Here is a 24775-nt window from a genome sequence, read left to right as displayed (position 1 = left end):
TATTTGTTGTTAATTTTTAGCTAAAGGCTAGCTGCCAAAAGCTAAAGGCGAAAACTTGCTAAAGCAAATTTTAAAAATACCCTTGTTGTTTACGTTTTTCCATAGCGGCTTCAGAACGTTTATCGTCTATACGAGCACCACGTTCTGAAATCGTGGAATCTCTAATTTCTTGTACCACACTAGAAATATCGGAGGCTTCTGAAAATACGGCTGCGGTACAACTCATATCTCCAACGGTTCTGAATCTTACCATACGCTCTAATACTTCTTCGTCATCTTCCTGATATACAAATTCTGAGTGCGACCAAATTAATCCGTCACGTAAAAAGACTTTTCTTTTATGAGCGAAGTAAATAGATGGAATTTCGATGTCTTCTTTTTCGATATAAGACCACACATCTAATTCTGTCCAGTTTGAAATAGGAAAAACGCGCACATTTTGTCCGTGTTCAATTTGACCATTTAGCATATCGAATAATTCCGGACGTTGGTTTTTTTCATCCCATTGTCCAAAATCATCACGTACTGAAAAAATACGTTCTTTAGCTCTTGCTTTTTCTTCGTCACGTCTCGCACCACCTATACAGGCATCAAACTTAAACTCTTCAATAGCATCTAAAAGTGTGGTGGTTTGCAGTGAATTTCTACTAGAATATTTCCCAGATTCTTCTTTAACTTTTCCTTCATCAATAGAATCTTGAACATTTCTAACAATTAATTCAAGCCCTAATTCTTTAACTAATCTGTCTCTAAATTCAATCGTTTCAGGAAAGTTATGACCCGTATCAATATGCATTAAGGGAAATGGAATTTTAGCCGGATAAAACGCTTTTACAGCTAATCTTACCAATGTTATCGAATCTTTTCCTCCTGAAAATAACAACACAGGTTTTTCAAATTGTGCTGCTACTTCTCTCATAATATAAATAGCTTCGTTTTCAAGCGAATTTATATGTGATGTGTCTTTATTCATTGTATTCATTTTTCTTTTATCCTAAGCGTGTAAACCACACTCTCTATTTTCTAAAGCTTTTGTTGGGTCAAAATACTTAAATTCATTAGGCAATTTATTCTCCTCTAAATAAGTATCTAAATCTGTATCTGACCAATAATAAAACGGACTCACTTTTAAAATTCCGTCTTTACTTACACTAAAAATGCCGATGCTATCTCTAAACGCTGTTTGGCCTTGACGTAAGTTAGTAAACCAAACTTTTGGTTTATGTTCTTCCATAGCACGTTTAAAAGGTTCTAGCTTAACTTGTTCTGTAAACAATTTATGCTCAGGTGCATCAATACTTGGAATTCCCATTACCACATCTCTATGCGCCACTGTTTGTTTTGGAACATATAAATGAACGTTTAATTGTAAATGCTGAATCACCTGATTAGCATGTCTGTAAGTTTGTGGCGTATTATAACCCGTATCACACCAAACTACAGATATATTTGGTTTTACCGAATTTACAGCATGTAAAATAGCAGCTTCGTAAGGTCTAAAGTTTGTTGTCACCACAGCTTCACTACTTAATTCTAAAGCTTTTTTTATAATTTCTGATGGTTTTGCTTCCTTAAACTGAAGGTTTAACTCTTTTAATTGGTCTTGTGTTATCATCTTATCTGCTTTTATCTTCCCCATTTAATTGAATTCCATATGCGCTCATGGAAAAAATACAACACCATTTTAGTTACTAATTCTATAGAACCTATTGAAAAAGCTAAATCTAATTTCCCTGTAATGAACCAGGAAATTAAAATTGTATCTATGGTTCCTACGATTCTCCAACTAACTGACTTTGCAACACTCCTCACAGGTTTCTCTTTTGCAACATCTGTTTTATAAGAAGATTTTTCTTTTTCTATAGAATTTGTTAGCACGTGTCCTATCATTTTATATTGTATTATATTATTCCTACCGATTTACTAGGAAATACAAAAGTAAAACTTTTTGTAACATAAAAAAGATTATCTTCAACTTTTCGGAATAATGAAATTATTTTAAAGTAAACCGAAGAATAAAAAACAAAAAAACTATTTATTTTAAGAAATTAACAACGGTTATTTAGCAGATAAGTCTTCTAGTGTTGTATTTCTAAGGACTTTTAATGTACTGTCTCTCACCTGAATCATCAATTTATTAACGGTACATTGGTCTTCGTTAGGGCAGTCATCACACTTCTCGTAAAAATTTAAACTTACGCAAGGCACCATGGCTATGGGGCCTTCCAAAGCACGCATCACATCGGCCATAATAATTTCGGAAGGCTTTTTAATTAAATAATAGCCGCCATGTTTTCCTTTCTTTGAGCCTAAGCAACCAGACTTCCTTAAGGTTAGTAAAATACTTTCTAAAAACTTTTGAGGAATTTGTTCACTCTTAGCTATCTCACCAACTTGTACGGGTGTATCTCCACCTTTTCGAGCAAGATAAGTGAGCGCTTTTAATCCGTATTTGGTTCTTTTAGAAAGCATGGCGTAAAGATAGTTAATTTAACGCTTGCTTCAAATCTTGAATAATATCATCAACATGTTCTAAGCCAACTGAAATTCTAACCAAACCATCGGCAATACTAACTTGTAATCGATCTTCTTCTGATAATTTACTATGCGTTGTCGATGCGGGATGCGTCACAATACTTCTGGTATCACCTAAGTTTGCAGACAATGAACACATCTTAATAGCATTTAAAAATTTACGCCCAGCTTCTATGCCTCCGTTTACTTCAAACGCTACAATATTGCCACCCAATTTCATCTGTTTTTTAGCGACTTTGTATTGCGGATGCGATTTTAAAAACGGATATTTAACCCAATTCACATTAGGATGTGCTTCTAAAAACTCAGCAACTTTAATGGCATTCTCACAATGCTTATCGACTCTAACAGAAAGTGTCTCCAAACTTTTTGATAAAACCCAAGCATTAAATGGTGATAATGCAGGCCCCGTGTTTCTTGAAAATAGATAAATCTCTCTCATTAAATCAGCTCTACCAACGGTTACACCACCTAAAACACGTCCTTGTCCATCAATTAATTTAGTAGCTGAATGAATTACTAAATCTGCCCCAAACGTTATGGGTTGTTGTAAATATGGTGTTGCAAAACAGTTGTCAATAATTAAAATTAAATTATGTTTTTTTGCAATATCACCTAACAATTGTAAATCGATAATATCGACTGCTGGATTTGTGGGTGATTCCGCATATAATATTTTTGTTTGTGGTGTGATTAAACTTTCAATAGTATCAACCTCATCTACTTTAAAGTAGCTTGTTGTGATATTCCATTTAGGTAAATATTTAGTGAATAACGTATGTGTTGAACCAAAGACCGAACGAGATGATACAATATGATCTCCACTATCTAATAGGGCTGCAAAGGTTGAAAAGACGGCAGCCATTCCTGTAGCAAAAGCATAACCTGCTTCAGCACCTTCCATCTTACAAATTTTTTCTACAAATTCTGATGTATTGGGATTTGTAAAACGACTATAAATATTTCGTTCTTTTTCTTCAGAAAATGAAGCACGCATATCCTCAGCATCTTCAAAAAGGAAACTGGATGTTAAGTATAATGGTACAGAGTGTTCTAAAAATTCACTTCGCTCTAATTGTGTTCGAATCGCCTCTGTTTCAAACTGTTTTATTTCCTCGCTCATAATTCTAATTTATATGTTTAGACAACCTCAAAATATCTCCAAAAACGCCTCTGGCGGTCACTTCAGCACCTGCGCCAGCTCCTTGAATAACAATTGGTTGCTCCCCATATGATTCTGTAAATATTTCAAAAATAGCATCACTTCCTTTTATTTGTCCTAAAGTGCTGTCACCTGGAATGGATACTAATTTCACCTCTAGATGTCCCTTATCTTGTGATAAATCTCCTGATAAATCTCCTATATATCGCAACACATGTCCTGGTTTTTGAGCGTTTTTTATGGCTTGAAATTCGTCATCTAAAACGTCTAACTGACTTAAAAATTCAGCTACCGAAATATTTTGATACTGCTCTGGAATTAAATTCTGAACCGAAACATCTTCAAACTCATTACACAAATCTAACTCTCTTGCCAAAATTAACAATTTTCTGGCGACATCATTTCCGGAAAAATCTTCTCGTGGGTCGGGTTCTGTAAATCCTTTATCAATAGTTTCTTGAACAATGGTACTAAACGGTTTGTCTTCAACTGAAAAATTATTGAACAAATAACTTAATGTTCCCGAAAACACTCCTCTAATTCTGGTGATATTTTCTCCCGATTCATGTAATAATTTTATCGTGTCAATCAATGGTAAACCTGCGCCAACTGTCGTTTCATATAAGTATTGCTTATTGTGTTCCTTTAAATGCGCTCTTAAATCTGAATAAAATTGATGTGAAATCGTATTAGCTATTTTGTTGGAGGAGACCAAATCAAAACCTGCTTCAACCAAAGGCACATAATTGTGATAAAAATTTGAACTCGCTGTATTATCAACGGCAATTAAATTTTCTAAATGATGTGTTTTAGCAAATGCAATAACATCTTCAATAGAACTATTAATTAATGATGATTGTATCGCTCCTTTCCAGTCTTTATCGACTCCTTTTTTATTTACAAGTAACTTTTTAGAATTGGCAATAGCAAACACATTGAGATTGATATTTTTACGTTTCTCTATCTCAGTTTTCGATTTTAAAATCTGATTTATAAGCGCTCCTCCAACTAAACCGTGACCAAAAATAGCAATGTTTATTTTTTTAGAAATTCCGAAAATCTCACCATGAATGACATTTAATGCTTTATGAAGCTGATCTTTTCTAACTACCAAACTTACATTTCTACCAGTAACTGCATTATTAAAAAGCAAGGGTGTTATTTGATTTTTTATTAGGGCATTGAACGGTTTATGAAACATATCTAACTCAATGCCAACAATTGAAATCACCGACACATCATCAATTACACTTATTTTATTAACATCTTGAGAATAGAAATCTTTTTCAAACTCGCGCTCTAACGCAATAACGGCTTGAGTTGCTTGTTCCGCATTAATAACCAACCCAATACCTCGCTCTGAAGAGCCTTGCGAAATAATGCTAACACTAATATCTTTATTCGCCAACGCGCCAAATATTCTGGCATCAACACCACTTTTTCCTAACAGCCCTCTTCCTTCTAAATTTAACAAGGCGACATTGTCTAAAACCGACAATGAGGTTACTTCTTTAGAGTTTGGTTTCGCTGTAATTAAGGTGCCTTCATCATCTGGATTAAAGGTGTTTAAAATACGTAAATTAATATTTTTTTCAACTAACGGAATGATGGTTTTGGCATGTAAGACCGTAGCTCCAAAATTGGCTAACTCATTAGCTTCACTAAAAGACAATTCTCTTATTTTTTGAGCATCTTCAACTAAGTCTGGGTTCGCTGTATAAATACCATTTACGTGTGTATAATTTTGTAATTCTTCGGCATCTAAAAAATTGGCTAATAAGGCAGCCGTATAATTACTCCCGTTTCTCCCAAGCGTTGTGGTTTCATTCTTTAAATTAGAAGCAATAAATCCAGCAATGATATTAACAACACCATTTTCGGTGTTGTTATAATAATTTTTAACATTGTCTTTGGAAAGCTGATCGATAGGCTTTGCGTTTCCAAAATTACCATCGGTTTTTAATAATTCTCTGGCATCAACCGCAGCTGCTTTTATATTTTTTTCATTCAACAAACTAGAAATAAGTTTTACTGAAAGCAATTCACCTTGAGCTAAAATTTCATCTTTAGTTTTTTGGCTATAATCACCTAATAAACTTATGCCTTCAAACAGTTTGTCTAAAATTGAAAACTCCTTTGAAAAATCAACTGTTTTTAAAGGTTCCGTTTGATAATCTTTAAAGGCTTGCAAATCATTTTTATACGGTTTTCCTTTTGAAGCGCGCTCCAAAATATCTTCCAAATCATCGGTTGCAGAACCTCTGGCAGAAACCACAACTGTTATTTTTTCTCCTGCGTTCACCTTGCTTTCAATAATGGAAATTACCGTTTGTAATCCGTTACCGTTTGCCAACGATTTGCCTCCAAACTTTAATACTTTCATTCTTCTCCTTTTATAATTTGGCACAAAAATGCCTTCAATAATTTTTTCTAGTTGCTCGTATTCCATTAAAAATGCATCATGACCGTGAACGGAATGGATTTCATTATAGGTTACATTGGGGTTTGAAACCGCCAATTGCTTATGCGTTTGCCTGTTTTCTTCAGCGGTGAAAAACAAATCTGAATCCACACCTACAATATGAATGTTTGCTTCAATATTTTCTAAAACATTAAAATCTGTCGGTCTGTTTTTAGTAACATCAATACTTTTTAACAGCTGATTCATTAATTTATATGCCGATAATTGAAACCGCTCTTGCAATTTTTTGCCATGATGCAACAACCAACTTTCGACATTAAAAATTTCTGAATCTGCGTTTTTAGAGCGTTGAAAGCGTTCGTTAAAAGATTCTGGTGTTCGGTAGCATAACATGGCATGCATTCTGGCATCATGAACAGGATTTTTAGAATTCAATAAAAATTGTTCTTGAATCTGGCAATTTGCAATCAACCAATCCGTCGATTTCCAATCTGTTGCAACAGGTATTAAATGCTCGGTAATATTGGGGTTTAATACAGCCATTTCCCAAGCAATACCACCGCCTAGAGAACCACCAATTAAAGCAAAAAGCTTATTGATTTTTAATTCCTTTAGCCCTAATAAAAACAAACTTGCGATGTCTCTGGCAACAAAATCTTTATAGTTTTCAATCACAAAACTATCAAAGCCATTACCCGGAATATTAAAGGCTAATACGGTGTACAGTTTAGTATCGATAACCTTGTCGTCTCCTACTAAATCTTTCCACCAGCCATTGTCTCCAGCCACATTACTATTTCCCGTTAGGGCATGATTTACTAAAACAATAGGTGCAGACCCTAAAGGCTCACCAAAAAGCTGATAGCTTAGTTTTATTTCAGAATTTATAACCTTATTTTCGGTAACAAAATCTTTAATGATGATATGATGTAATGGCTCTTTCAAGATGAATATCTTTTTTAAATTTTACTGAATGCTTCTTTTAAATCAGCTTTTAAATCTTCAATATCTTCAATACCAACAGACAAACGAATTAAATCTTTTGGAACCCCTGCTGATACTTGTTCATCATCGGTTAATTGTTGATGTGTTGTACTTGCCGGATGAATAATTAATGATTTCGTGTCGCCAATATTTGCTAATAATGAAAATAATTTAGAGTTGTCTGCAATGGCTTTTGCTGCTTCAAAACCTCCTTTAGCTCCAAAGGTAACAATTCCGCTTTGTCCTTTTGGCAAATATGTATCGGCTAACGATTTATATTTGCTAGATTCTAAACCTGGATAGTTTACCCAAGCTACTTCGTCTTGCTGTTCTAACCATTTGGCTAATTCTAATGCATTTGCAGAATGTTGTTTTATTCTAACTGGCAAGGTTTCTAAACCTTGGATAATTTGAAAGGCATTAAACGGACTCAAAGCACCTCCAAAATCTCTTAAACCTTCTAAAATTAATTTGAAGGTATAAGCAGCGGCACCCAAAGCTTCATGATACACCAAGCCATGATATCCATCTGAAGGCTCTGTAAATTCCGGGAATTTTCCATTAGACCAATCAAATGTTCCGGCATCGATAATAGCACCTCCTAACGAGGTTCCTTGACCGCCAATATATTTTGTTAATGAGTGAATTACGATATTAGCTCCGTGTTCAATAGGGTTTAAAAGAGATGGCGTCGCTACCGTATTATCAACAATAAAAGGCACTCCAGCAGCTTTGGCGTGTACTGAAATTGATTTTAAATCTAACACATCTAATTTTGGATTCCCCAAAGACTCTACAAAGAATGCTCTTGTATTTTCTTGAACTGCGGCAGCAAAATTATCAGGGTTATCGGCATCTACAAACGTGGTTGTAATACCTAATCTTGGTAAGGTAACTTTTAATAAATTAAAGGTTCCGCCATATAAACTGCTAGAAGCTACAATATGGTCTCCCGCTTTTAATAAAGTTAATAATCCTGTTGAAATAGCGGCAGTTCCTGATGCAAATACTACGGCTCCAACACCACCTTCTACAGCTGCCAGACGATCTTGTAAAATCTGGTTTGTTGGATTGTTAAGTCTGGTGTAAATAAAGCCTAATTCCTTTAATGAAAATAGGTTAGCCGCATGATCGGAATCATTAAAAACATACGACGATGTTTGATAAATTGGAACTGCTCTGGTTCCTCCATTAGCAGCGACATCATGTCCTGCATGTAATGCTTGTGTTGCAATTTTTTGTGTGCTCATTTTTCTAATTTTTTTGAGTTAATAAATAATTAAACCAAAAGCCAAATGCATCAAAATTTGATGTACTTAATAGAAAAATGTTAAAAAGAAAATTAAATTACTAAAAAGTAATTTCGTTTGGTTATCTATCTAAAATCTAAAACTTGATTTAAGTAGAATTTAGCACCTTCTTTACAGGTAAAGGGTTGCTAAGGCTTCAATGGGTCTAATCCCTCCGCCTTTCTTGATAACATTTCAATAAGTGTTTGAACTTTGTAAGTACAAATATTCAGTTAGAAAAATTTAAAATCCTAATTTTTTTTGAAAAACTTTGAAAATTTATTATTTCCTCAACAATTTAGCTTCAAACTTATCTTTTATTACTAAACCGATTGGTTTACTCTCAATTTTTGATTCTAACCAAGAAATAATATCTAAATATAAAAAGGCTCTGCTTTGGTAGGGATCATCTTCAAACTCTTTTAATTTTTTATGAAGTTTGATAAATTCACCTTTAACCTCATGAGGATAAATATCACCCAAACCTCTTAAAAATTTAATCATCTCCTTCTGAACCTCATATAAATCTTCCATTTTAATTAAAAACTTATAGGTGCTCTTAATAAGAGCTTCTAAGTTGTAATCCATTCCAGCTTCATAATGCGCTACCAAATTTAAAACTCTTGCAAAACACAATAAATCCTCTCTCATTTCAAGAGACTTATTACCTATTATTTTCTCTAAAAAGAAGATACACTTTTTGTTTTCTCCAGCTCCAAAATACAAGCTTGCTATTTTATAATAAAATACCATAACGTGGTGCTCATCAATTCTGTCCTGATATTTTTTTAATCGTTCTAAAACCTCTTCGACTATTGGCAAGCCTTCTTGAAAGCTGCCTTCAATGAAATGCAAATTGAATTTATTGTTATATATGTATAGAAATGCTAACCCTTCTATATTATCATCAACAGGAAACCAACTTTCTTTCGTTACAGACTCTAAGCGTTTCAAAGACTTCTTAAACTTATTGTAATGCCTTAAATAAAATAAAGATTCTAGTAAATAATGATTTCCTTTCAGAAAAAAAACTGGATTTAAAACAATTTGGTCCTTATTATCATAAAATAAAGCGACCCATTTAGAAGAATACTTATAACAGGATAAAAAATCTTGAGTTAAAAAACTATACCATAAATGTGCTTTATACAACCATAATTTTTCCCTAAACCCTAAGGTGTTGATATTGTACTTAGGCAATCTGTCATTAAAATATTTCGTTATTCGCCTTGTTTCCTTATCATTTTTTACATAGCCCGTTTTAAGGAATAATCCATACAATTGAAGCGAAAGATTTGACAGTTTACTAGCCAATACATTTTGTTGACTAAGCTCTTTGGCTTGAATAGTTAATTCATCTGCTCGATTACTTATACTTCTAGTTATATATTGCGATTCAATAACTTTTTCAAACTCAATAATCTCATAAGCTACATTTTTTTCCTCATTGCCAATTGCTAAATTTTTTGCCTTATCAAGTATTTTAAGACTCTGCCTATACAATCCTTTATGATATAAAATTGTTGCAAAATCCAATTGTTCACGTATTTGAATCCTAATAGTTTGATGTGATGGATTCAATCGTAAACTAATAAGTATTTGCTTGTACAAATGCGCTTTTAAGTTAGAAAGTTGTTGCTTTTTTACAATACCTTTTTTCAAAATAGCAGACTCATCATAACTAGAAAGTTTGTCAAGGATATTGAAAAGAAGTAAAAATTTAGAATCCTCATTAACACCCAATCTCCCTACATATAATTTAAATTGTCTCTTCTCTGATTTTGATAATGACTTTACCAATACAAACAAATTATCTTTTTGCTCCTTTGTCATAGTTATAAAAATAACGTTAAACACCTGAAAAACAAATATTTAAACCTATTATAGTTAGGTTAAACATCGTAAAATAAATATGATGAATTCTCTATTCTGGAAACCAAAATATACATTCGTAATACAATACAAAAATTTATTTGAATAAATGTTAGATAAGAACGTACAAATTTTTGATACAACCCTGAGAGATGGAGAACAAGTCCCTGGTTGTAAGTTAAATACAGAGCAGAAATTAATTGTAGCAGAACAACTTGATTATTTAGGTGTTGACATTATTGAAGCGGGCTTCCCAGTGTCTAGCCCTGGCGATTTTAAATCGGTTGAATTGATATCAAAATTAGTAAAAAATGCGACTGTTTGTGGTCTTACTCGATCGGTTGAAAATGATATAAAGGTTGCTGCTGAAGCTCTCAAATACGCTAAAAAACCAAGAATTCATACAGGAATAGGAACCTCTGAATCTCACATAAAATTTAAATTTAAATCTAATCAAGAAGATATTTTAAAGCGAGCATTTGCGGCTGTAAGTTATGCAAAATCTTTCGTTGAAGATGTTGAGTTTTATGCTGAAGATGCCGGTAGAACTGATAATGAGTATTTAGCAAGAGTCTGTGAAGTTGCTATTAAAGCAGGTGCAACCGTTTTAAATATTCCAGATACAACTGGCTATTGCTTACCCCACGAATATGGTGCAAAAATTAAATACTTAAGAGAAAATGTAAAAGGTATTGATAAAGCTATTTTATCTTGTCACTGCCATAATGATTTAGGCTTAGCAACTGCCAATTCTATTGAAGGTGTTATTAATGGCGCCAGACAAATTGAATGTACCATAAATGGTATTGGTGAGCGTGCAGGAAATACGGCACTCGAAGAGGTTGTAATGATTTTAAAACAACATCCGTACTTGAATTTGGATACCAATATTAACACATCTATGCTATACGGTATCAGTCAATTAGTTTCTGACAGTATGGGTATTTACACCCAGCCAAACAAAGCTATAGTTGGCGCTAATGCTTTTGCACATAGCTCAGGGATTCACCAAGATGGCGTGATTAAAAACCGTGAAACCTATGAAATTATTGATCCTGCAGATGTTGGAGTAACAGAATCATCAATAGTCTTAACAGCGAGAAGCGGACGTGCTGCATTAGCTTATAGAGCCAAAAAAGTTGGCTATGAATTAACAAAACTACAGTTAGATGAAATTTATGCTAACTTTTTAGATTTTGCAGACAAAAAGAAGGAAGTAGACGATTCTGATATTCATCAAATAATAGAGACTAGTAAAGTATATAAAGAAATTATTTCTTCTTAATTTAGCAGTTACATTTAATACTAGGCGAATGAAACTACATATTGCTGTTTTACCAGGAGATGGTATAGGTCCAGAAGTCATAGCGCAAGCTGTTAAAGCCTTGAAAGCTATTGCTATGGAGTTTGATCATGTTTTTACTTTTGAATACGGTTTAATAGGTGGAGCTGCCATTGAAGCCGTTGGAGACCCGTTGCCAGAAAAAACACTTGATCTTTGTAAAAAGGCAGATGTTATTTTATTTGGATCTATTGGAGAAAGCAAATATAATTTTGATCCTTCATCTAAAATAAGACCAGAACAAGGGCTTTTAAGATTGCGTAAATCCCTTGATTTATATACTAATATTAGACCTGTAATTGCTTATGAGGATTTGTTAAATAATTCGTCTTTAAAGAAAAAAATTATTAAGGATGTAGATTTTGTAATCTATCGCGAACTAACTGGTGGTATTTATTTTGGAGATCAAACATTAAGTGATGATGAAAATTATGCTTCGGATGTTTGTGGATACAACCGGTTTGAAATAGAACGCATTGCCCATATGGCACTTAAAGCCGCGCAATCAAGAAATCATAAAGTAACTTTAGTTGATAAAGCTAATGTGTTAGAGAGTTCAAGACTTTGGCGTAAAGTTTTAATTGAAATTGCACCACAATACCCTGATGTTACTTTAGATTTTTTATACATTGATAATGCTGCTAAACAACTTATTGTAAACCCAAAACAGTTTGATATTATTTTAACTGAAAATATGTTTGGAGATATCCTTTCAGAAGAGGCAAGCGTTATTGTTGGCTCTGTAGGGTTATTAGCATCAGCTTCTATTGGTTCAGAATACGCCATGTTTGAACCTATTCATGGAGCCTATTCAAAAGCAACAGATAAAGGTATTGCCAATCCAATAGCTTCTATTTTATCAGCCGCTATGTTATTAGATCATTTTGATTTATTTGATGAAGCCGCTTTAATAAGAAAAGCCATAGAAAAATCAATAAAACTTCACATAACCACACCAGATTTGAACATGAAATATGATAATATTTCCACTAGTAAAGTTGGTGATTTTATTGAAGATTTTATTAATAATCCAGACGAAACAAACTTAAACTTTACAAACATACATTTAGGACAGTCCACAATTATTTAATTACTTTGAATTAGTCACCAAGCAACAAATTAAACTTATTGGGATTTTAAAAGAGCATCGTAACGATGCTCTTTTGTTTTTTGGGTATTACTGTAGATTTTTAAATTGTTGTTATATTATTTTAATGTTTTTTAAAAATCAAACTCAAGAACCGATAATCATCCGTGATTTTTTTCCAAATACTTTTTTAAAAAAATAAACAATTATCATGCTAATAGATATCGAGACTACAAGAAGTAAAAAAGCACCTAAAACAATATTTAGAGGTGCAATAGCTTTTGCTCCTACAATAAACATGAAAAAATGAGATATGGCATAGAGAACGGTACCATGAATGAAATAAATAGAAAATGAATCTCTTGCTATGGGAACTAACCACTTTGGTTGCCTATCACCAAGTCTTTTAAACAACATGATAAATACTAAGGCTAAACCTATTTTTTGAATATAAAAAACCGATTCTCTTAACGATACCTTTCCCATCATATTTATTTTATTACTATAGAAATAAAATAAGATTATTGTACAAATAACTACAGCGGTAATAATAGCGTACTTGTATCTTTTAATAAGTTGTAATTTTCTTTCTAAATCTGAACCCAAATACATCCCAACAGCATAAGCTCCTATAAAATATAGCATGGTTTCAATTTTTAAAGTATATTCTGTTAGCACTTGAATACGAGAAACAAAAAGTGGTATTATCATAATAAAAAAGAAAAACACTTTAGTTAAGGTATTTGTTTTTTGAAGAAACTCTAAAACAGGAGTCACTATATAAAGAACTATTAAAACGGGAATATACCAAAGCGCAAAATTGGCTTTTCCAAATATGATATTTTTAAAAACTTTTGAAGCGTAGTAACTAATTCCCTCTTGAAAGTTTGCTACGTCATCAAATTTAATTTTAATAAACGTGAGCACTAACGTCACAAAAATATAAGGCAGTACAATATTTTTAAGCTTACTTATATAAAACTTATTATATCCTTTCGGTTTCAAAACTCTTGAAAACAACAAACCAGAAATAATGGCAAAGTAAATTGTGCTATCATGATAAAAGATTTCACTTATCATAATAATGGGAGCGGTATCATTAAAAGCGCCATAAGCAGCTATAAATGCAGCAGCTACTGCATGTCCCAAAACAATTTTTAAAATTGCTAAGGCTCTAAAACTATGCAGATAACCTAAAAATACAGGTGACTTAATCTTAGTTTCTTTCAATAGTTAAGATGTAATACTAAACTGTAAATTAATTTATAGTTATACAATATGAAACTAAACTATTTTATAGATAATCAAAATAATACTATTTTGATACTTCAAAATAGGACTATTCTATCGATTCTCATAAACTTTGCAACCATTCGTATAGCCTATCAGTCCAATGCTCCAAACGGCCTTGTCCTAAAGCCAAACCAAATCCATGTCCGCCATAAGGATAAAGGTGCATTTCCGTTATCACGCCGTTATCTTTTAAGGCCTTGTACAATTGCAAGCTATTTTCAACAGGCACTGAATGATCATCTTCAGCATGCACAATAAACGTTGGTGGTGTATTTTTGGTTACCTGTAATTCATTTGAAAATTGTTTTACCAAATCCTCACTTGGGTTTTCTCCCAACAAATTAGTACGCGAACCTTTATGCGTATAATCTAGCTTCATGGTAACTACAGGATAGATTAAAGCTATAAAATCGGGTCGTGCAGAAATGGTATCAATGGCAGTTTCCTTAAAATGATTTGGTGTGTTAAATTGAGTTCCTAAAGTTGATGCCAAATGACCTCCAGCTGAAAAGCCAATAATTCCAATTTTATTGGGGTTTACGTTCCACTTTTCAGCTTGTGAACGGACAATTCGTATGGCTCGTTGTGCATCTTGCAGAGGCGCTTCATAAGATATTTTTATAGATTTTGAATTAGGCAACCTATATTTTAAAACAAAAGCTGCTATACCTTTAGAATTAAACCATTTAGCAATATCTGTTCCTTCAAAATCATAGGTTAAATAATGATATCCACCACCTGGGCAAACAATAACAGCTTGTCCTGTAGCGTTTCGTTTTGTAGGTAAATAAACTTCTAAAGTAGGGTTTTGTACTAACGAAATTCTCTTACTATCGGTATTTGTTATAATTTCTTCTTCATCTGATTTTTGACTATTTGGAACAACTCCGTCCCACAACGAAACAATTTCATATTGCGCTAAACAGTTTAACATAGTGAACGATAAGAAAATGGTTAAAACCCCTTTTTTTAATGACATTACTTAATTTTTTTTGAGAATTAAAAAGAACTATTATCGAATAAAAAAGTTACAATCGTAACATATTTAATAGGAAAGTTACGCTTTTTTTCCTCTAACAAAATAGTCTAAAGAAAATTTTCCTCCTTCAAAAACAAAAAGCATTATATATAATACTAAGTACAAAATGGCCAATTCTTTTCTAGCAATAGGATCTGCTCCATGAACAATAAAAGCAGCTACAAACATGGTAATCATTAAAGGAATTGTTGCTAACCTAATAAACAACCCTAAACCAATTAAAATTGAACATAAAAATTCAGCAAAAACTGCAAGAATTAAAGAGAATGTTACTCCAACACCTAAAGGGTCGGCAAATTGTATCTCGCCTCCCTCCAATAATTTGGTTAATTTAGGATACCCGTGATTAATCATTAAAAATGCAACAGCTAATCGTGTAATTAGCAATACAATACTTACGGTATTTTGGTTTGAAATTGATTTTGAAAATGCGTTCATATTTTTTTAATAAAAATCTGGACTAAAGAAACAAATTAATTCGCATTCGTAAAACAATCTACAAAGGAAACTTAGCTCTAATTTTATGCACGCATAAATTATGTATACTTCCTATATGTGTATGTTTTTTTGATGTATCTGGAACATACGTACCGTCTTGCACTTGACCACCAATTTTTTGATAAGCTTCTCTAAACGTCTGGCCTTCTACAACCAAAGTATTAATATTATCAACCGTAAATAGATATTTATATAAATCGCTGTGAATATCAATATCTTTAACGATGATTTGCTGAATGGAATAATTAAAAATATCTAGAATATCTTTTACCTCTTCGAAAGCTGAAATGATGTTCTCTTTCAACAACTGAAAATCTCTATGATAACCACTTGGCAAATTGTTGGTAATTAGAATCATTTCACTTTGAAGCGCTTGTATCTTATTACATTTCCCTCGAATTAATTCAAAAACATCTGGATTCTTTTTGTGAGGCATGATGCTACTTCCGGTTGTTAATTCGTCTGGAAAAGACACAAAACCAAAATTCTGACTCATATACAAACAAATATCCATTGCAAAACGCGACATCGTGTTACATAAACCACCTAAAACAGCAGCAATGGTACGTTCATTTTTTCCACGAGCCATTTGTGCTGCCACCACATTGTATTTGAGAGTTTCAAAACCCATTTCTTTGGTAGTAAATTCTCTATCTATTGGGAAAGAACTCCCGTAACCAGCAGCAGAACCTAACGGATTTTGGTCTACCGTTTTTATGGCTGCATTTAATAAATATACGTCATCAATCATCAATTCGGCATAAGCTGAAAACCATAAACCAAACGATGATGGCATGGCTACTTGCAAATGTGTATAACCGGGCAAAACATTGTCTTTATGTGTTTCGGCTAAATCTAAAAGCGTATCAAAAAATACTTTTGTTTTCTCTTTGACAACCGCTAAATTTTCCTTGTAATATAAATGAAGTGCTACTAAAACTTGATCGTTTCTGGAGCGCGCTGTATGAATTTTTTTTCCAACATCACCTAGAGTCGTTGTTAACTCGTACTCTATTTTTGAATGTACATCTTCAAACTGTGCATCGATTACAAACTCCCCATCTTCAATTTCATTTTCTAAAACTTGTAAACCTCCTAACAATTGTTCTAACTCAATAGTTGTAAGAATGCCAATTTTATGAAGCATTTTAGCATGTGCCTTTGAAGCAATGACATCATACTTCGCTATATGAATATCTATTTCTCTATCGTTTCCAACAGTAAATTGTTCTATTTTTTTGTCTATTGATATTCCTTTGTCCCAGAGTTTCATTTTCTAAAATGTTTATTCGTTGATGTGTTTACGCGTTGATTTATTTATTATTATTCGTCATTGCGAATGTAATGAAGCAATCTGATAATCATCATAAGATAACCACGTTCGCTTCTCTCCTCGTTATGACGCTATGCAATAACTCGATTTAATAATTCGATATAAATTTTAATACCTTCCTCAATTTCATTTAAATAGATAAACTCATCTGCCGAATGTGAGCGCGTACTATCTCCTGGTCCCAATTTTAAACTAGGACAAGACAACACCGCTTGATCTGATAATGTTGGCGAACCATAAGTGGTTCGTCCTATTTCAATCCCAGCAATTACTAACGGATGATCCATAGGAATTGATGATGAATTTAATCGTAAACTTCTTGGTGTGATGCTATCACAAGGTGATTTTTCTTGGAGGATTTGCGCGATTTCAGTATTGGTATAGGCGTCATTTACACGGACATCTATCACTAAATCTACATCGGCTGGTACTGCATTGTGTTGTGTTCCTGCTTTAATCTGGGTGACTGTTAACTTAACATCTCCCAGCGCTTCAGATCCTTTTTCAAACTTAAAATCTTTAAACCATTGCAGTACTTTTATTGAATTATAAATACAGTTGTTATCATTTGGATGTGCTGCATGACTAGGGGTTCCCATTACCTTCGCATCAAAAACCACTAAGCCTTTTTCGGCTACAGCAAGATTCATTAAAGTTGGTTCGCCTACAATCGCCACATTTACATTCGGAATAATTTTAAGCATGCTGTTTAGCCCATCTGGACCGCTGTTTTCCTCTTCCGCGGAAGCGACCAAAACCAAATTGTACTTTAAATTTTCCTGATTGTAAAAATAAGTAAATGTTGCTATTAAAGACACCAAACAACCACCGGCGTCATTGCTTCCTAAACCGTATAACTTACCATCTTCAACAATGGCTTTAAATGGGTCTTTTGTATATGCCGAATTTGGTTTTACAGTATCATGATGCGAATTCAACAATAAAGTTGGTTTACTTTTGTCGAAATATTTATTGACGGCCCAAACGTTATTTTTAGTGCGCTTATAATCAACTTCATAACGTTTTAACCAAGCTTCAATATGTAATGCTGTTTGGTCTTCTTCTGTTGAAAAAGATTGCGTTTCTATTAATTGTTTTAATAATGAAATGGCATCGTTTGTTAGTTCTTGTATCGCCATATTATAAAGTTATTCGTGTAAAATTATCATTTTCTTGGGTTAACATTGCCGTATTTCCCATATTTATGGTTCTTACACCATTTTTTAAAGCATCGAAGCAGTTTTCTAACTTAGGAAGCATACCATCGGCAATAATTTCGTCGTCTAAAAGCTGTTTATACAATTTTGAATCGATATGTTTTATTACGGAATTTTTATCGTTGATGTCTTTTAAAACACCATTTAATTCGAAACAATAATACATGGATGTTTCGTATAAATTACTCATGCCAACCGCAACTTGCGATGCGATGGTATCGGCATTTGTGTTTAATAATTGCCCATTCCCATCATGCGTTATGGCACAAAAAACAGGTGTAAAACCAGCCTCTACTAATTTATTAATAGACTGATGCGCTACGTTTTTAACATCGCCAACAAAACCAAAATCAACTTCTTTTACGGGTCTTTTATCCGAAGTAATAGCATTGGCATCCGCACCTGTTAAGCCAATCGCATCTATCTGTAAGGCTTGTAATTTGGCTACAATATTTTTGTTTACCAAACCACCATACACCATTGTTATGACTTCTAATGTTTCGGCATCTGTGATACGACGACCGTTCACCATTTTAGATTCAATGCCTAATTTTGAAGCCATACTTGTTGCACGCTTTCCGCCACCATGAACCAGAATTTTATGTCCTTTTAAATTTGTAAATAGTTTTAAAAAGGCTTGTAAAGCACTTTCGTCTTCAATGATGTTGCCTCCTATTTTGACTATGGATAGTTTTTCCATGTTACTTTTTATGTCTCCTCGAGTGTTGTCGAACGGTTAATTAGGTCTCGACTGCGCTCAACCTGACAAATTTATGATTATATTAAATTTTTATTTCGAAAAGTTTCTTAACAAAGCCATCTGTTTCTATTGAAAAGATTGCTTCAGTCGTTCCTCTTTCGCAATGACGTTTACTTTTTATCTTCTAATATTTTTTTCAATACCAATTGTGCTGCATAGGTTCTATTATTGGCTTGTTCAATCACCAAAGAATTATCACTATCTAAAACTGCATCTTCTACAATTAAATTTCTTCTCACTGGTAAACAATGTAAGAACTTAGCCTTTCCTAGCTTTTCTTTAGTTATCATCCAATTAGAATCTGTATTGTTTACTTGTCCATAATCTTCATATGAACTCCAGTTTTTAACATACACAAAATCGGCATCTTTAAAAGCCTCTTCTTGGTTGTGAATTATTGGTGTGTTTCCCGTTATTTCTGGATTCAAATCATACCCTTCTGGATTGGCAATTACAAATTCTACATCCATTTTTTGCATGGCTTGGGTAAAACTATTTGCCACCGCATGAGGCAATGCCTTCACATGAGGCGCCCAACTTAACACGACTTTCGGTTTTGATTTTTTAGCGTATTCAGAAATGGTTAACGCATCGGTTAAACCTTGTAGCGGATGACCTGTCGCACTTTCCATATTTACAATTGGTACCGAAGCATATTTAACAAACGCATTCATAACGTGTTCGCTTTCGTCTTTTGCCTTATCGGTTAATGTTGGAAACGCTCTTACCGCGATAATATCGCAATACTGTGATACTACTGCTGCAGCTTCTTTAATGTGTTCGGCAGTATTTCCATTCATAATGGTTCCATCTCCAAACTCAATCCCCCAAGCATCACCAGACACATTCATCACAATAGGATTCATTCCTAAATTTAAAGCAGCTTTTTGAGTGCTTAATCGAGTTCGTAAACTGGAATTAAAAAACAGTAACCCTAACGTTTTGTTTTTACCCAATTCAATATGCTTTAATGGGTTTAGCTTTAACTCTTTCGCTTCCTCAATCCATGAATGGAGATTATCTATATCGTGTATAGAGGTGTAATGTTTCATGTACTCTTATTTTATTTTAGTAAACGGCACTTTGTTTTCAAAAGCATTCGTTATAAAATTATCTTCTATTCCGTTTACAATCCATGTTTCTATATTAGATTCCCTTGCAAGTGAGGCCGCCTCAATTTTTGATTGCATTCCTCCACTGCCGTGAGTTGACTTTGAATTGACAACTTGTTTTAACAACTCATCAAAATCTTCGACCAATTCTATGGTTCTTGGAGCTTCATTTTCAATAGATTCTTTCGTATAAACTCCATTGGTATTAGTTGCTATTATAAATAAATCCGCCTTTAAAAGAGACGCTGTTAAAGCGCCTAGTTTATCGTTATCACCAAACTTAATCTCATCGGTTGCCACCGTATCGTTTTCATTGATAATAGGAATGTAATTATTATTCACCAATACATTAATTGTGTTAACAATATTGGTTCTGCTTTGTTCCTTTTCAAAATCAGAATAAGACAATAAACATTGCGATGTTAATAACCCATATTCTCTAAAAATTTCTTGATAAATTCTGATAAGATGTGGCTGACCAATAGAAGCCAAAGCTTGTTTTACAAACACACCTTTTTGTTTACTCTCCAGTTTAACAAATTGTTTTGCCACGGCAATAGCCCCAGAACTCACAATAATAAACTCACACGTGTCTTGAAGTTTCGCTATTTGATTTGCAATATCTTCAATTTTACCTCTTGAAATATTATCGGTTTCTTTAGTAAGCGTGTTCGAGCCAACTTTTAGCAATATGCGTTTCTTTTTTTGCATGTTATCTTATTTGCCCACTACCGTGAATATACCATTTATTAGTTACCAAATGTTGCAACCCTATTGGTCCACGTTGGTGTAATTTATCAGTACTAATAGCTAATTCACCACCCAAACCTAACTGACTTCCATCTGTGAATCGTGTAGATGCATTATGATAAACGGCCGCATTATCTACATTTTTCATAAATATTTCAGCTACAGCATCGTTTTTAGTTATGATTGATGATGAATGGCCTCCAGAATATTTGTTAATCATAGCGATCGTGTCTTCATTAGAACCAATTTCGGCTATAACAATTTTAAAATCCAAAAACTCTTGATACCAAATATCATCTGATTCAATTGGTGCAACGCCTTCATATTTTGAAAGTGCTTCATCTCCTAAAATCTCAACATCAAATTCTTTTAGTTTTGAAATTAATGTTTTGATGAATGCGTCTTTATTCGGAAGATTTTTATCAATTAACACCTTATCCAAAGCATTACACGCTGAAATTTTAGCTGTTTTAGCATTGATGATAACATCTAACGCAATTTGAGTGTCGGCTTCCTTTTCAACAAACACAAAATTATTACCGCGTCCACTAATAATTACGGGACACGTTGCATGTTCTTTCACAAAAGCAATCAAACGTTCTCCTCCTCTAGGTACAATTAAATCAACTTTTTGTGTTGGATTTTCCAAAAACGCTTGGGTTTCCGTTCTGTTGAATTGTAAATATTCTACCCAGTCTGTTGATACACCATTATTTTTTAATGCTTGATGCCACAACTCAACAATTTTTAAATTTGATGTTGTTGATTCTTTTCCGCCTTTAAGCAATATTTTATTTCCTGATTTAAAAGCAATACCAGCAGCTTCAACTGTTACATCTGGTCGCGATTCATAAATAATCAATACCGTTCCAAACGATGCTGTTTTGTTATAGACTTGCATTCCGTTGTCATGTTTAAAACTAAACCGTTCCACACCAACTGGGTCATCTTGCGAAGCCAAATGGGTTACAGATTTTATCATTTCGTCTACTTTAGAATCGTCCACTTTTAAACGGTCGTACATCGAAATGTCTTCACCTTTGTAATTCTCTAAATCTTTTTTATTGATACTTATTATCGCATCCCTTTCTTGTTCTAACAGTGTTGCCATATTAAGCAATACTTTATTCCTCTTTTCAATCGATAGTAATGTATTCATTTTTTAAATTTTTATAATGCCTGTCTTAGCGCTTCAAAAAACTGGTCAACATGTGTTTTTTGAATACTAAGTGGTGGCAATATTCGTATTAATTTTTTGTTTGATGCACCACCCGTGAATATGTGATGCTCATAAATTAGTTTTTTTCTGAGTTCTGCTATTTCAAAATCAAATTCCAAACCAAGCATTAAGCCTTTACCCTTAATGTTTTTTATTTCTGGAATTGTTGACGCTTTTGAAATGAAATAGTCTGAAATCTCATTCACGTTTTTCATTAAATGCTCTTCTTCTAAGGTATTTAGAACTGCCAAGCCAGCAGCACACGCCAAATGATTGCCACCAAAGGTGGTTCCCAACATACCATATTTAGCTTCTATGCTTGGATGAATTAAAATTCCTCCAATTGGAAACCCGTTACCCATACCTTTTGCAATAGAAATCACATCGGGTGTTACATTGTAATATTGAAAGGCAAAGAACTTTCCTGAACGCCCATAACCTGCTTGTACCTCATCAGCGATGAAATACGTATTATTTGCTTTACACAATGCATCGACTTCCTCAAAAAACTTAGCAGTTCCTTGATCTAAACCTCCAACACCTTGAATAAACTCAACGATAACGGCACAGACATCCCCTTTTTCTAATTCTCTTTTAACACCTTCAATATCATTTAAAGCTAAAAAAGCAACCTGTTGTTGTGCATTTATTGGCGCAACAATCCCTGGATTATCAGTGGCTGCAACAGCCGCCGATGTACGACCATGAAATCCATTATTAAAAGCAATAACGCGCGATTTCCCTGTTTTAAACGAGGCTAATTTTAAAGCATTTTCATTAGCTTCTGCCCCTGAATTACACAAAAACAGTTGATAGCCTTTACAACCAGACAAAGTTTCAATTTTATTGGCAAGTTCAACTTGCAGCGGATTTTGAATTGCATTGGAGTAAAATCCCAGTGTTGCAACCTGATTAGTAATGGCCTTAACATAATTAGGATGTGAATGCCCAATGGAAATCACCGCATGACCTCCGTAAAGGTCTAAATATTCAACTCCCTTGTCGTCATATACAAACATATCCTTGCCTGAAACAGGCGTTACATTGTATAGTGGATAAACATCAAATAATGGCATTTTAATTCGTTTTAATTTGATTAATTTTTTCAAAGGACGCTACAATACCTTGTATTAAGGCTGAACTTAGTCCCTGATGTTCCATGGCATTTAAACCTTCAATAGTACAGCCACTTGGCGTGGTTACACGGTCTATTTCTTGTTCCGGATGTCTCCCAGATTCAATTAACAGACTCGCAGCACCAAAACATGTTTGCGTTGCTAATTCATGGGCTTGTTCAGCTTCAAAACCTAATTGAATAGCACCTTGCGTCGTGGCACGAACTAGTCGCATCCAAAAGGCAATACCACTAGCACAAATTACGGTTGCTGCTTGAACTAAATCTTCAGGAATTACCATCGTAGTTCCTAATTGGTTAAAAATAGTTTGAGCCATATTCACCTTATCCTGAGCTTTTACATTCGCTGCAATACAAGTCATTGATTTTCCTATGGAAATAGCCGTATTTGGCATCACTCTAATAATGTTTTTATCGCTTCCGATAATGCCTTCAATTCGAGCAATGTCAACACCTGCAGCTACAGAAATAACTACATGTTCCTGAGTTATTTTAGAGGCAACACTTTCTAAAACCCCATTAATATGTTTGGGTTGCAAAGCAAAAATAACCATGTCTGATTTCTCAACGGCTACAAGATTATCATTGGTAACCGTAACATTAGAATGTTCCTCAAAACTCTTAACAGCCGTTGTGTTTTTATCACTTAAAAACAACGATGTAAACGTATTATTTTTAATCAGTCCTTTTGCAATTGAACTTCCTAAATTTCCTGTTCCTATAATGGCTATTTTCATAGTTTTATTTTTAAAAATAGGTTGCTTTTAATTGTAATCCTTCTGTCTCTTCAAATCCAACAATCAAATTCATATTCTGAACTGCTTGACCTGACGCTCCTTTTAATAAATTATCTATAATACTTGTTACCAATAATTTATTTTCATGTTTATGCAAATGAATCAAACATTTATTAGTGTTTACCACTTGCTTTAAATGTAAAACTTCATCTGAAACAAACGTAAATTCTGCATCTTGATAAAACGATTTATACATATTTTTTGCTTCATCAAGAGTTCCTTCAAAATCTGTATATGCTGTTGCAAAAATTCCTCTAGAAAAATCGCCTCTATTAGGCATAAAAAGAATTTCTGAAGAAAAACTGTTTTGCAATTGCTTAACCGATTGATTGATTTCACCTAAGTGCTGATGTGTAAAAGGCTTATAATACGAAAAATTATTGTCTCTCCAAGTAAAATGCGTAGTTTCTGATAAAGACGTGCCCGCTCCTGTTGCTCCTGTAACCGCATTTACGTGTACATCATTGCCTACTAAATGATGTTTCGCTAGTGGCAATAAAGCTAATTGAATAGCAGTTGCGAAGCATCCTGGATTTGCAATATAACTAGCATCTTTAATAGCGTCCCTTTGCAATTCTGGCAGACCATAAACAAAGGTTTTACCTTCAAAAACCTTATCTTTTTCTAATCTAAAATCATTGCCTAAATCAATAATATTGGTGTACTTTGAAAACCTGTTGTTTGATAAAAACTTAACAGAATTACCATGACCTAAACACAAAAATAATACGTCAACATCGGGATTAATAGTATCTGTAAATTTCAAACTTAAACTACCTTCTAAATCTTGATGCACTTTACTAATATCGTTACCAGCATTTGATGTACTGTAAACAAAATTAATGTCTGCTTCAGAATGAAACATTAACAGTCTAATTAATTCTCCAGCTGTATAACCTGCGCCTCCTATAATGCCAACTTGTATCATG

The 24775-nt window shown here is 33.6% G+C and carries 22 protein-coding genes and 1 riboswitch; of the genes, 2 read left to right on the top strand and 20 right to left on the bottom strand.

All coding sequences use genetic code 11. The features are described 5' to 3' along the window. Positions 1–70: 70 nt before the first annotated feature. The 8 genes from cysD to G5V56_RS06630 form a co-directional block, all read right to left on the bottom strand. A complete protein-coding gene (gene cysD, locus G5V56_RS06665; protein ID WP_394366201.1) occupies positions 71–973 on the bottom strand; it encodes a sulfate adenylyltransferase subunit CysD in 903 nt (300 codons plus the stop codon). 21 nt (positions 974–994) lie between these two features. Further along, entirely contained in the window at positions 995–1615 is a 621-nt protein-coding gene (locus tag G5V56_RS06660; RefSeq protein ID WP_166963111.1) for a phosphoadenosine phosphosulfate reductase domain-containing protein, read from the bottom strand. An 11-nt stretch (positions 1616–1626) separates the two neighbouring features. After that, positions 1627–1890, bottom strand: coding sequence for a DUF2061 domain-containing protein (locus tag G5V56_RS06655; protein WP_166963109.1), 264 nt, complete (start codon positions 1888–1890; stop codon positions 1627–1629). Between the two features lie 168 nt (positions 1891–2058). Continuing rightward, positions 2059–2472, bottom strand: coding sequence for an RrF2 family transcriptional regulator (locus G5V56_RS06650; protein ID WP_166963107.1), 414 nt, complete (start codon positions 2470–2472; stop codon positions 2059–2061). Positions 2473–2485: 13 nt separating this feature from the next. Continuing rightward, positions 2486–3658: a trans-sulfuration enzyme family protein gene (locus G5V56_RS06645; RefSeq protein WP_166963105.1), complete on the bottom strand. Its 1173-nt coding sequence runs from the start codon at positions 3656–3658 to the stop codon at positions 2486–2488. Positions 3659–3662: 4 nt separating this feature from the next. Beyond that, positions 3663–7064, bottom strand: a complete 3402-nt coding sequence (gene thrA, locus G5V56_RS06640) for a bifunctional aspartate kinase/homoserine dehydrogenase I (protein WP_166963103.1) — start codon at positions 7062–7064, stop codon at positions 3663–3665. Positions 7065–7078: 14 nt separating this feature from the next. After that, complete coding sequence (locus G5V56_RS06635) at positions 7079–8353, bottom strand: O-acetylhomoserine aminocarboxypropyltransferase/cysteine synthase family protein (RefSeq protein WP_166963101.1); 1275 nt, start codon at positions 8351–8353, stop codon at positions 7079–7081. Between the two features lie 118 nt (positions 8354–8471). Next, a riboswitch (SAM riboswitch) is annotated at positions 8472–8586 on the bottom strand. A gap of 88 nt (positions 8587–8674) precedes the next feature. After that, positions 8675–10225, bottom strand: a complete 1551-nt coding sequence (locus G5V56_RS06630; protein WP_166963099.1) for a hypothetical protein — start codon at positions 10223–10225, stop codon at positions 8675–8677. 148 nt (positions 10226–10373) lie between these two features. Here G5V56_RS06630 and G5V56_RS06625 point away from each other — a divergent pair, with 148 nt between their 5' ends. Together G5V56_RS06625 and leuB are read left to right on the top strand one after the other, a co-directional pair. Next, a complete protein-coding gene (locus G5V56_RS06625; RefSeq protein ID WP_166963097.1) occupies positions 10374–11549 on the top strand; it encodes a 2-isopropylmalate synthase in 1176 nt (391 codons plus the stop codon). 28 nt (positions 11550–11577) lie between these two features. Further along, entirely contained in the window at positions 11578–12696 is a 1119-nt protein-coding gene (gene leuB / locus G5V56_RS06620; RefSeq protein WP_166963095.1) for a 3-isopropylmalate dehydrogenase, read from the top strand. Between the two features lie 144 nt (positions 12697–12840). On the opposite strand, the gene G5V56_RS06615 is transcribed toward leuB, so the two are convergent. The 12 genes from G5V56_RS06615 to argC form a co-directional block, all read right to left on the bottom strand. Continuing rightward, positions 12841–13923, bottom strand: a complete 1083-nt coding sequence (locus G5V56_RS06615; protein ID WP_166963093.1) for an acyltransferase family protein — start codon at positions 13921–13923, stop codon at positions 12841–12843. Positions 13924–14047: 124 nt separating this feature from the next. Continuing rightward, entirely contained in the window at positions 14048–14965 is a 918-nt protein-coding gene (locus tag G5V56_RS06610; protein ID WP_166963091.1) for an alpha/beta hydrolase, read from the bottom strand. A gap of 78 nt (positions 14966–15043) precedes the next feature. Beyond that, a complete protein-coding gene (locus G5V56_RS06605; RefSeq protein ID WP_166963089.1) occupies positions 15044–15463 on the bottom strand; it encodes a DoxX family protein in 420 nt (139 codons plus the stop codon). 58 nt (positions 15464–15521) lie between these two features. After that, positions 15522–16796: an argininosuccinate lyase gene (gene argH / locus G5V56_RS06600; RefSeq protein ID WP_166963087.1), complete on the bottom strand. Its 1275-nt coding sequence runs from the start codon at positions 16794–16796 to the stop codon at positions 15522–15524. A 131-nt stretch (positions 16797–16927) separates the two neighbouring features. Further along, positions 16928–17995 carry a M20 family metallo-hydrolase gene (locus G5V56_RS06595; protein WP_166963085.1) on the bottom strand — a complete coding sequence of 356 codons (1068 nt, stop codon included), beginning with the start codon at positions 17993–17995 and terminating at the stop codon, positions 16928–16930. 1 nt (position 17996) lies between these two features. Beyond that, entirely contained in the window at positions 17997–18773 is a 777-nt protein-coding gene (argB, locus tag G5V56_RS06590; protein WP_166963083.1) for an acetylglutamate kinase, read from the bottom strand. A gap of 170 nt (positions 18774–18943) precedes the next feature. Next, complete coding sequence (locus G5V56_RS06585) at positions 18944–19885, bottom strand: N-acetylornithine carbamoyltransferase (protein ID WP_166963081.1); 942 nt, start codon at positions 19883–19885, stop codon at positions 18944–18946. Between the two features lie 6 nt (positions 19886–19891). Continuing rightward, complete coding sequence (gene proB, locus G5V56_RS06580; RefSeq protein ID WP_166963079.1) at positions 19892–20656, bottom strand: glutamate 5-kinase; 765 nt, start codon at positions 20654–20656, stop codon at positions 19892–19894. Position 20657: 1 nt separating this feature from the next. After that, positions 20658–21854, bottom strand: coding sequence for a glutamate-5-semialdehyde dehydrogenase (locus G5V56_RS06575; protein ID WP_166963077.1), 1197 nt, complete (start codon positions 21852–21854; stop codon positions 20658–20660). Between the two features lie 11 nt (positions 21855–21865). After that, positions 21866–22990 (bottom strand): aspartate aminotransferase family protein, encoded by a 1125-nt coding sequence (locus G5V56_RS06570; RefSeq protein ID WP_166963075.1) that lies wholly within the window; start codon positions 22988–22990, stop codon positions 21866–21868. Between the two features lies 1 nt (position 22991). After that, complete coding sequence (proC, locus tag G5V56_RS06565) at positions 22992–23786, bottom strand: pyrroline-5-carboxylate reductase (protein ID WP_166963072.1); 795 nt, start codon at positions 23784–23786, stop codon at positions 22992–22994. A gap of 10 nt (positions 23787–23796) precedes the next feature. Further along, on the bottom strand, positions 23797–24774 hold the full coding sequence (gene argC / locus G5V56_RS06560) for an N-acetyl-gamma-glutamyl-phosphate reductase (protein WP_166963070.1): 978 nt from the start codon (positions 24772–24774) through the stop codon (positions 23797–23799). Position 24775 lies beyond the last annotated feature (1 nt).

Source organism: Yeosuana marina (assembly GCF_011762485.1).
In the GTDB taxonomy this organism is placed as follows: domain Bacteria; phylum Bacteroidota; class Bacteroidia; order Flavobacteriales; family Flavobacteriaceae; genus Yeosuana; species Yeosuana marina.
This window is presented reverse-complemented; position numbering and strand designations above follow the sequence as displayed.

What these genes read in the sequence shown, in the direction of transcription:
- cysD (WP_394366201.1), bottom strand. Translation starts at nt 973, where the DNA reads ATGAATAAAGACACATCACATATAAATTCGCTTGAAAACGAAGCTATT.
- G5V56_RS06660 (WP_166963111.1), bottom strand. Translation starts at nt 1,615, where the DNA reads ATGATAACACAAGACCAATTAAAAGAGTTAAACCTTCAGTTTAAGGAA.
- G5V56_RS06655 (WP_166963109.1), bottom strand. Translation starts at nt 1,890, where the DNA reads ATGATAGGACACGTGCTAACAAATTCTATAGAAAAAGAAAAATCTTCT.
- G5V56_RS06650 (WP_166963107.1), bottom strand. Translation starts at nt 2,472, where the DNA reads ATGCTTTCTAAAAGAACCAAATACGGATTAAAAGCGCTCACTTATCTT.
- G5V56_RS06645 (WP_166963105.1), bottom strand. Translation starts at nt 3,658, where the DNA reads ATGAGCGAGGAAATAAAACAGTTTGAAACAGAGGCGATTCGAACACAA.
- G5V56_RS06635 (WP_166963101.1), bottom strand. Translation starts at nt 8,353, where the DNA reads ATGAGCACACAAAAAATTGCAACACAAGCATTACATGCAGGACATGAT.
- G5V56_RS06630 (WP_166963099.1), bottom strand. Translation starts at nt 10,225, where the DNA reads ATGACAAAGGAGCAAAAAGATAATTTGTTTGTATTGGTAAAGTCATTA.
- G5V56_RS06625 (WP_166963097.1), top strand. Translation starts at nt 10,374, where the DNA reads ATGTTAGATAAGAACGTACAAATTTTTGATACAACCCTGAGAGATGGA.
- leuB (WP_166963095.1), top strand. Translation starts at nt 11,578, where the DNA reads ATGAAACTACATATTGCTGTTTTACCAGGAGATGGTATAGGTCCAGAA.
- G5V56_RS06610 (WP_166963091.1), bottom strand. Translation starts at nt 14,965, where the DNA reads ATGTCATTAAAAAAAGGGGTTTTAACCATTTTCTTATCGTTCACTATG.
- G5V56_RS06605 (WP_166963089.1), bottom strand. Translation starts at nt 15,463, where the DNA reads ATGAACGCATTTTCAAAATCAATTTCAAACCAAAATACCGTAAGTATT.
- argH (WP_166963087.1), bottom strand. Translation starts at nt 16,796, where the DNA reads ATGAAACTCTGGGACAAAGGAATATCAATAGACAAAAAAATAGAACAA.
- G5V56_RS06595 (WP_166963085.1), bottom strand. Translation starts at nt 17,995, where the DNA reads ATGGCGATACAAGAACTAACAAACGATGCCATTTCATTATTAAAACAA.
- argB (WP_166963083.1), bottom strand. Translation starts at nt 18,773, where the DNA reads ATGGAAAAACTATCCATAGTCAAAATAGGAGGCAACATCATTGAAGAC.
- G5V56_RS06585 (WP_166963081.1), bottom strand. Translation starts at nt 19,885, where the DNA reads ATGAAACATTACACCTCTATACACGATATAGATAATCTCCATTCATGG.
- proB (WP_166963079.1), bottom strand. Translation starts at nt 20,656, where the DNA reads ATGCAAAAAAAGAAACGCATATTGCTAAAAGTTGGCTCGAACACGCTT.
- G5V56_RS06575 (WP_166963077.1), bottom strand. Translation starts at nt 21,854, where the DNA reads ATGAATACATTACTATCGATTGAAAAGAGGAATAAAGTATTGCTTAAT.
- G5V56_RS06570 (WP_166963075.1), bottom strand. Translation starts at nt 22,990, where the DNA reads ATGCCATTATTTGATGTTTATCCACTATACAATGTAACGCCTGTTTCA.
- proC (WP_166963072.1), bottom strand. Translation starts at nt 23,786, where the DNA reads ATGAAAATAGCCATTATAGGAACAGGAAATTTAGGAAGTTCAATTGCA.
- argC (WP_166963070.1), bottom strand. Translation starts at nt 24,774, where the DNA reads ATGATACAAGTTGGCATTATAGGAGGCGCAGGTTATACAGCTGGAGAA.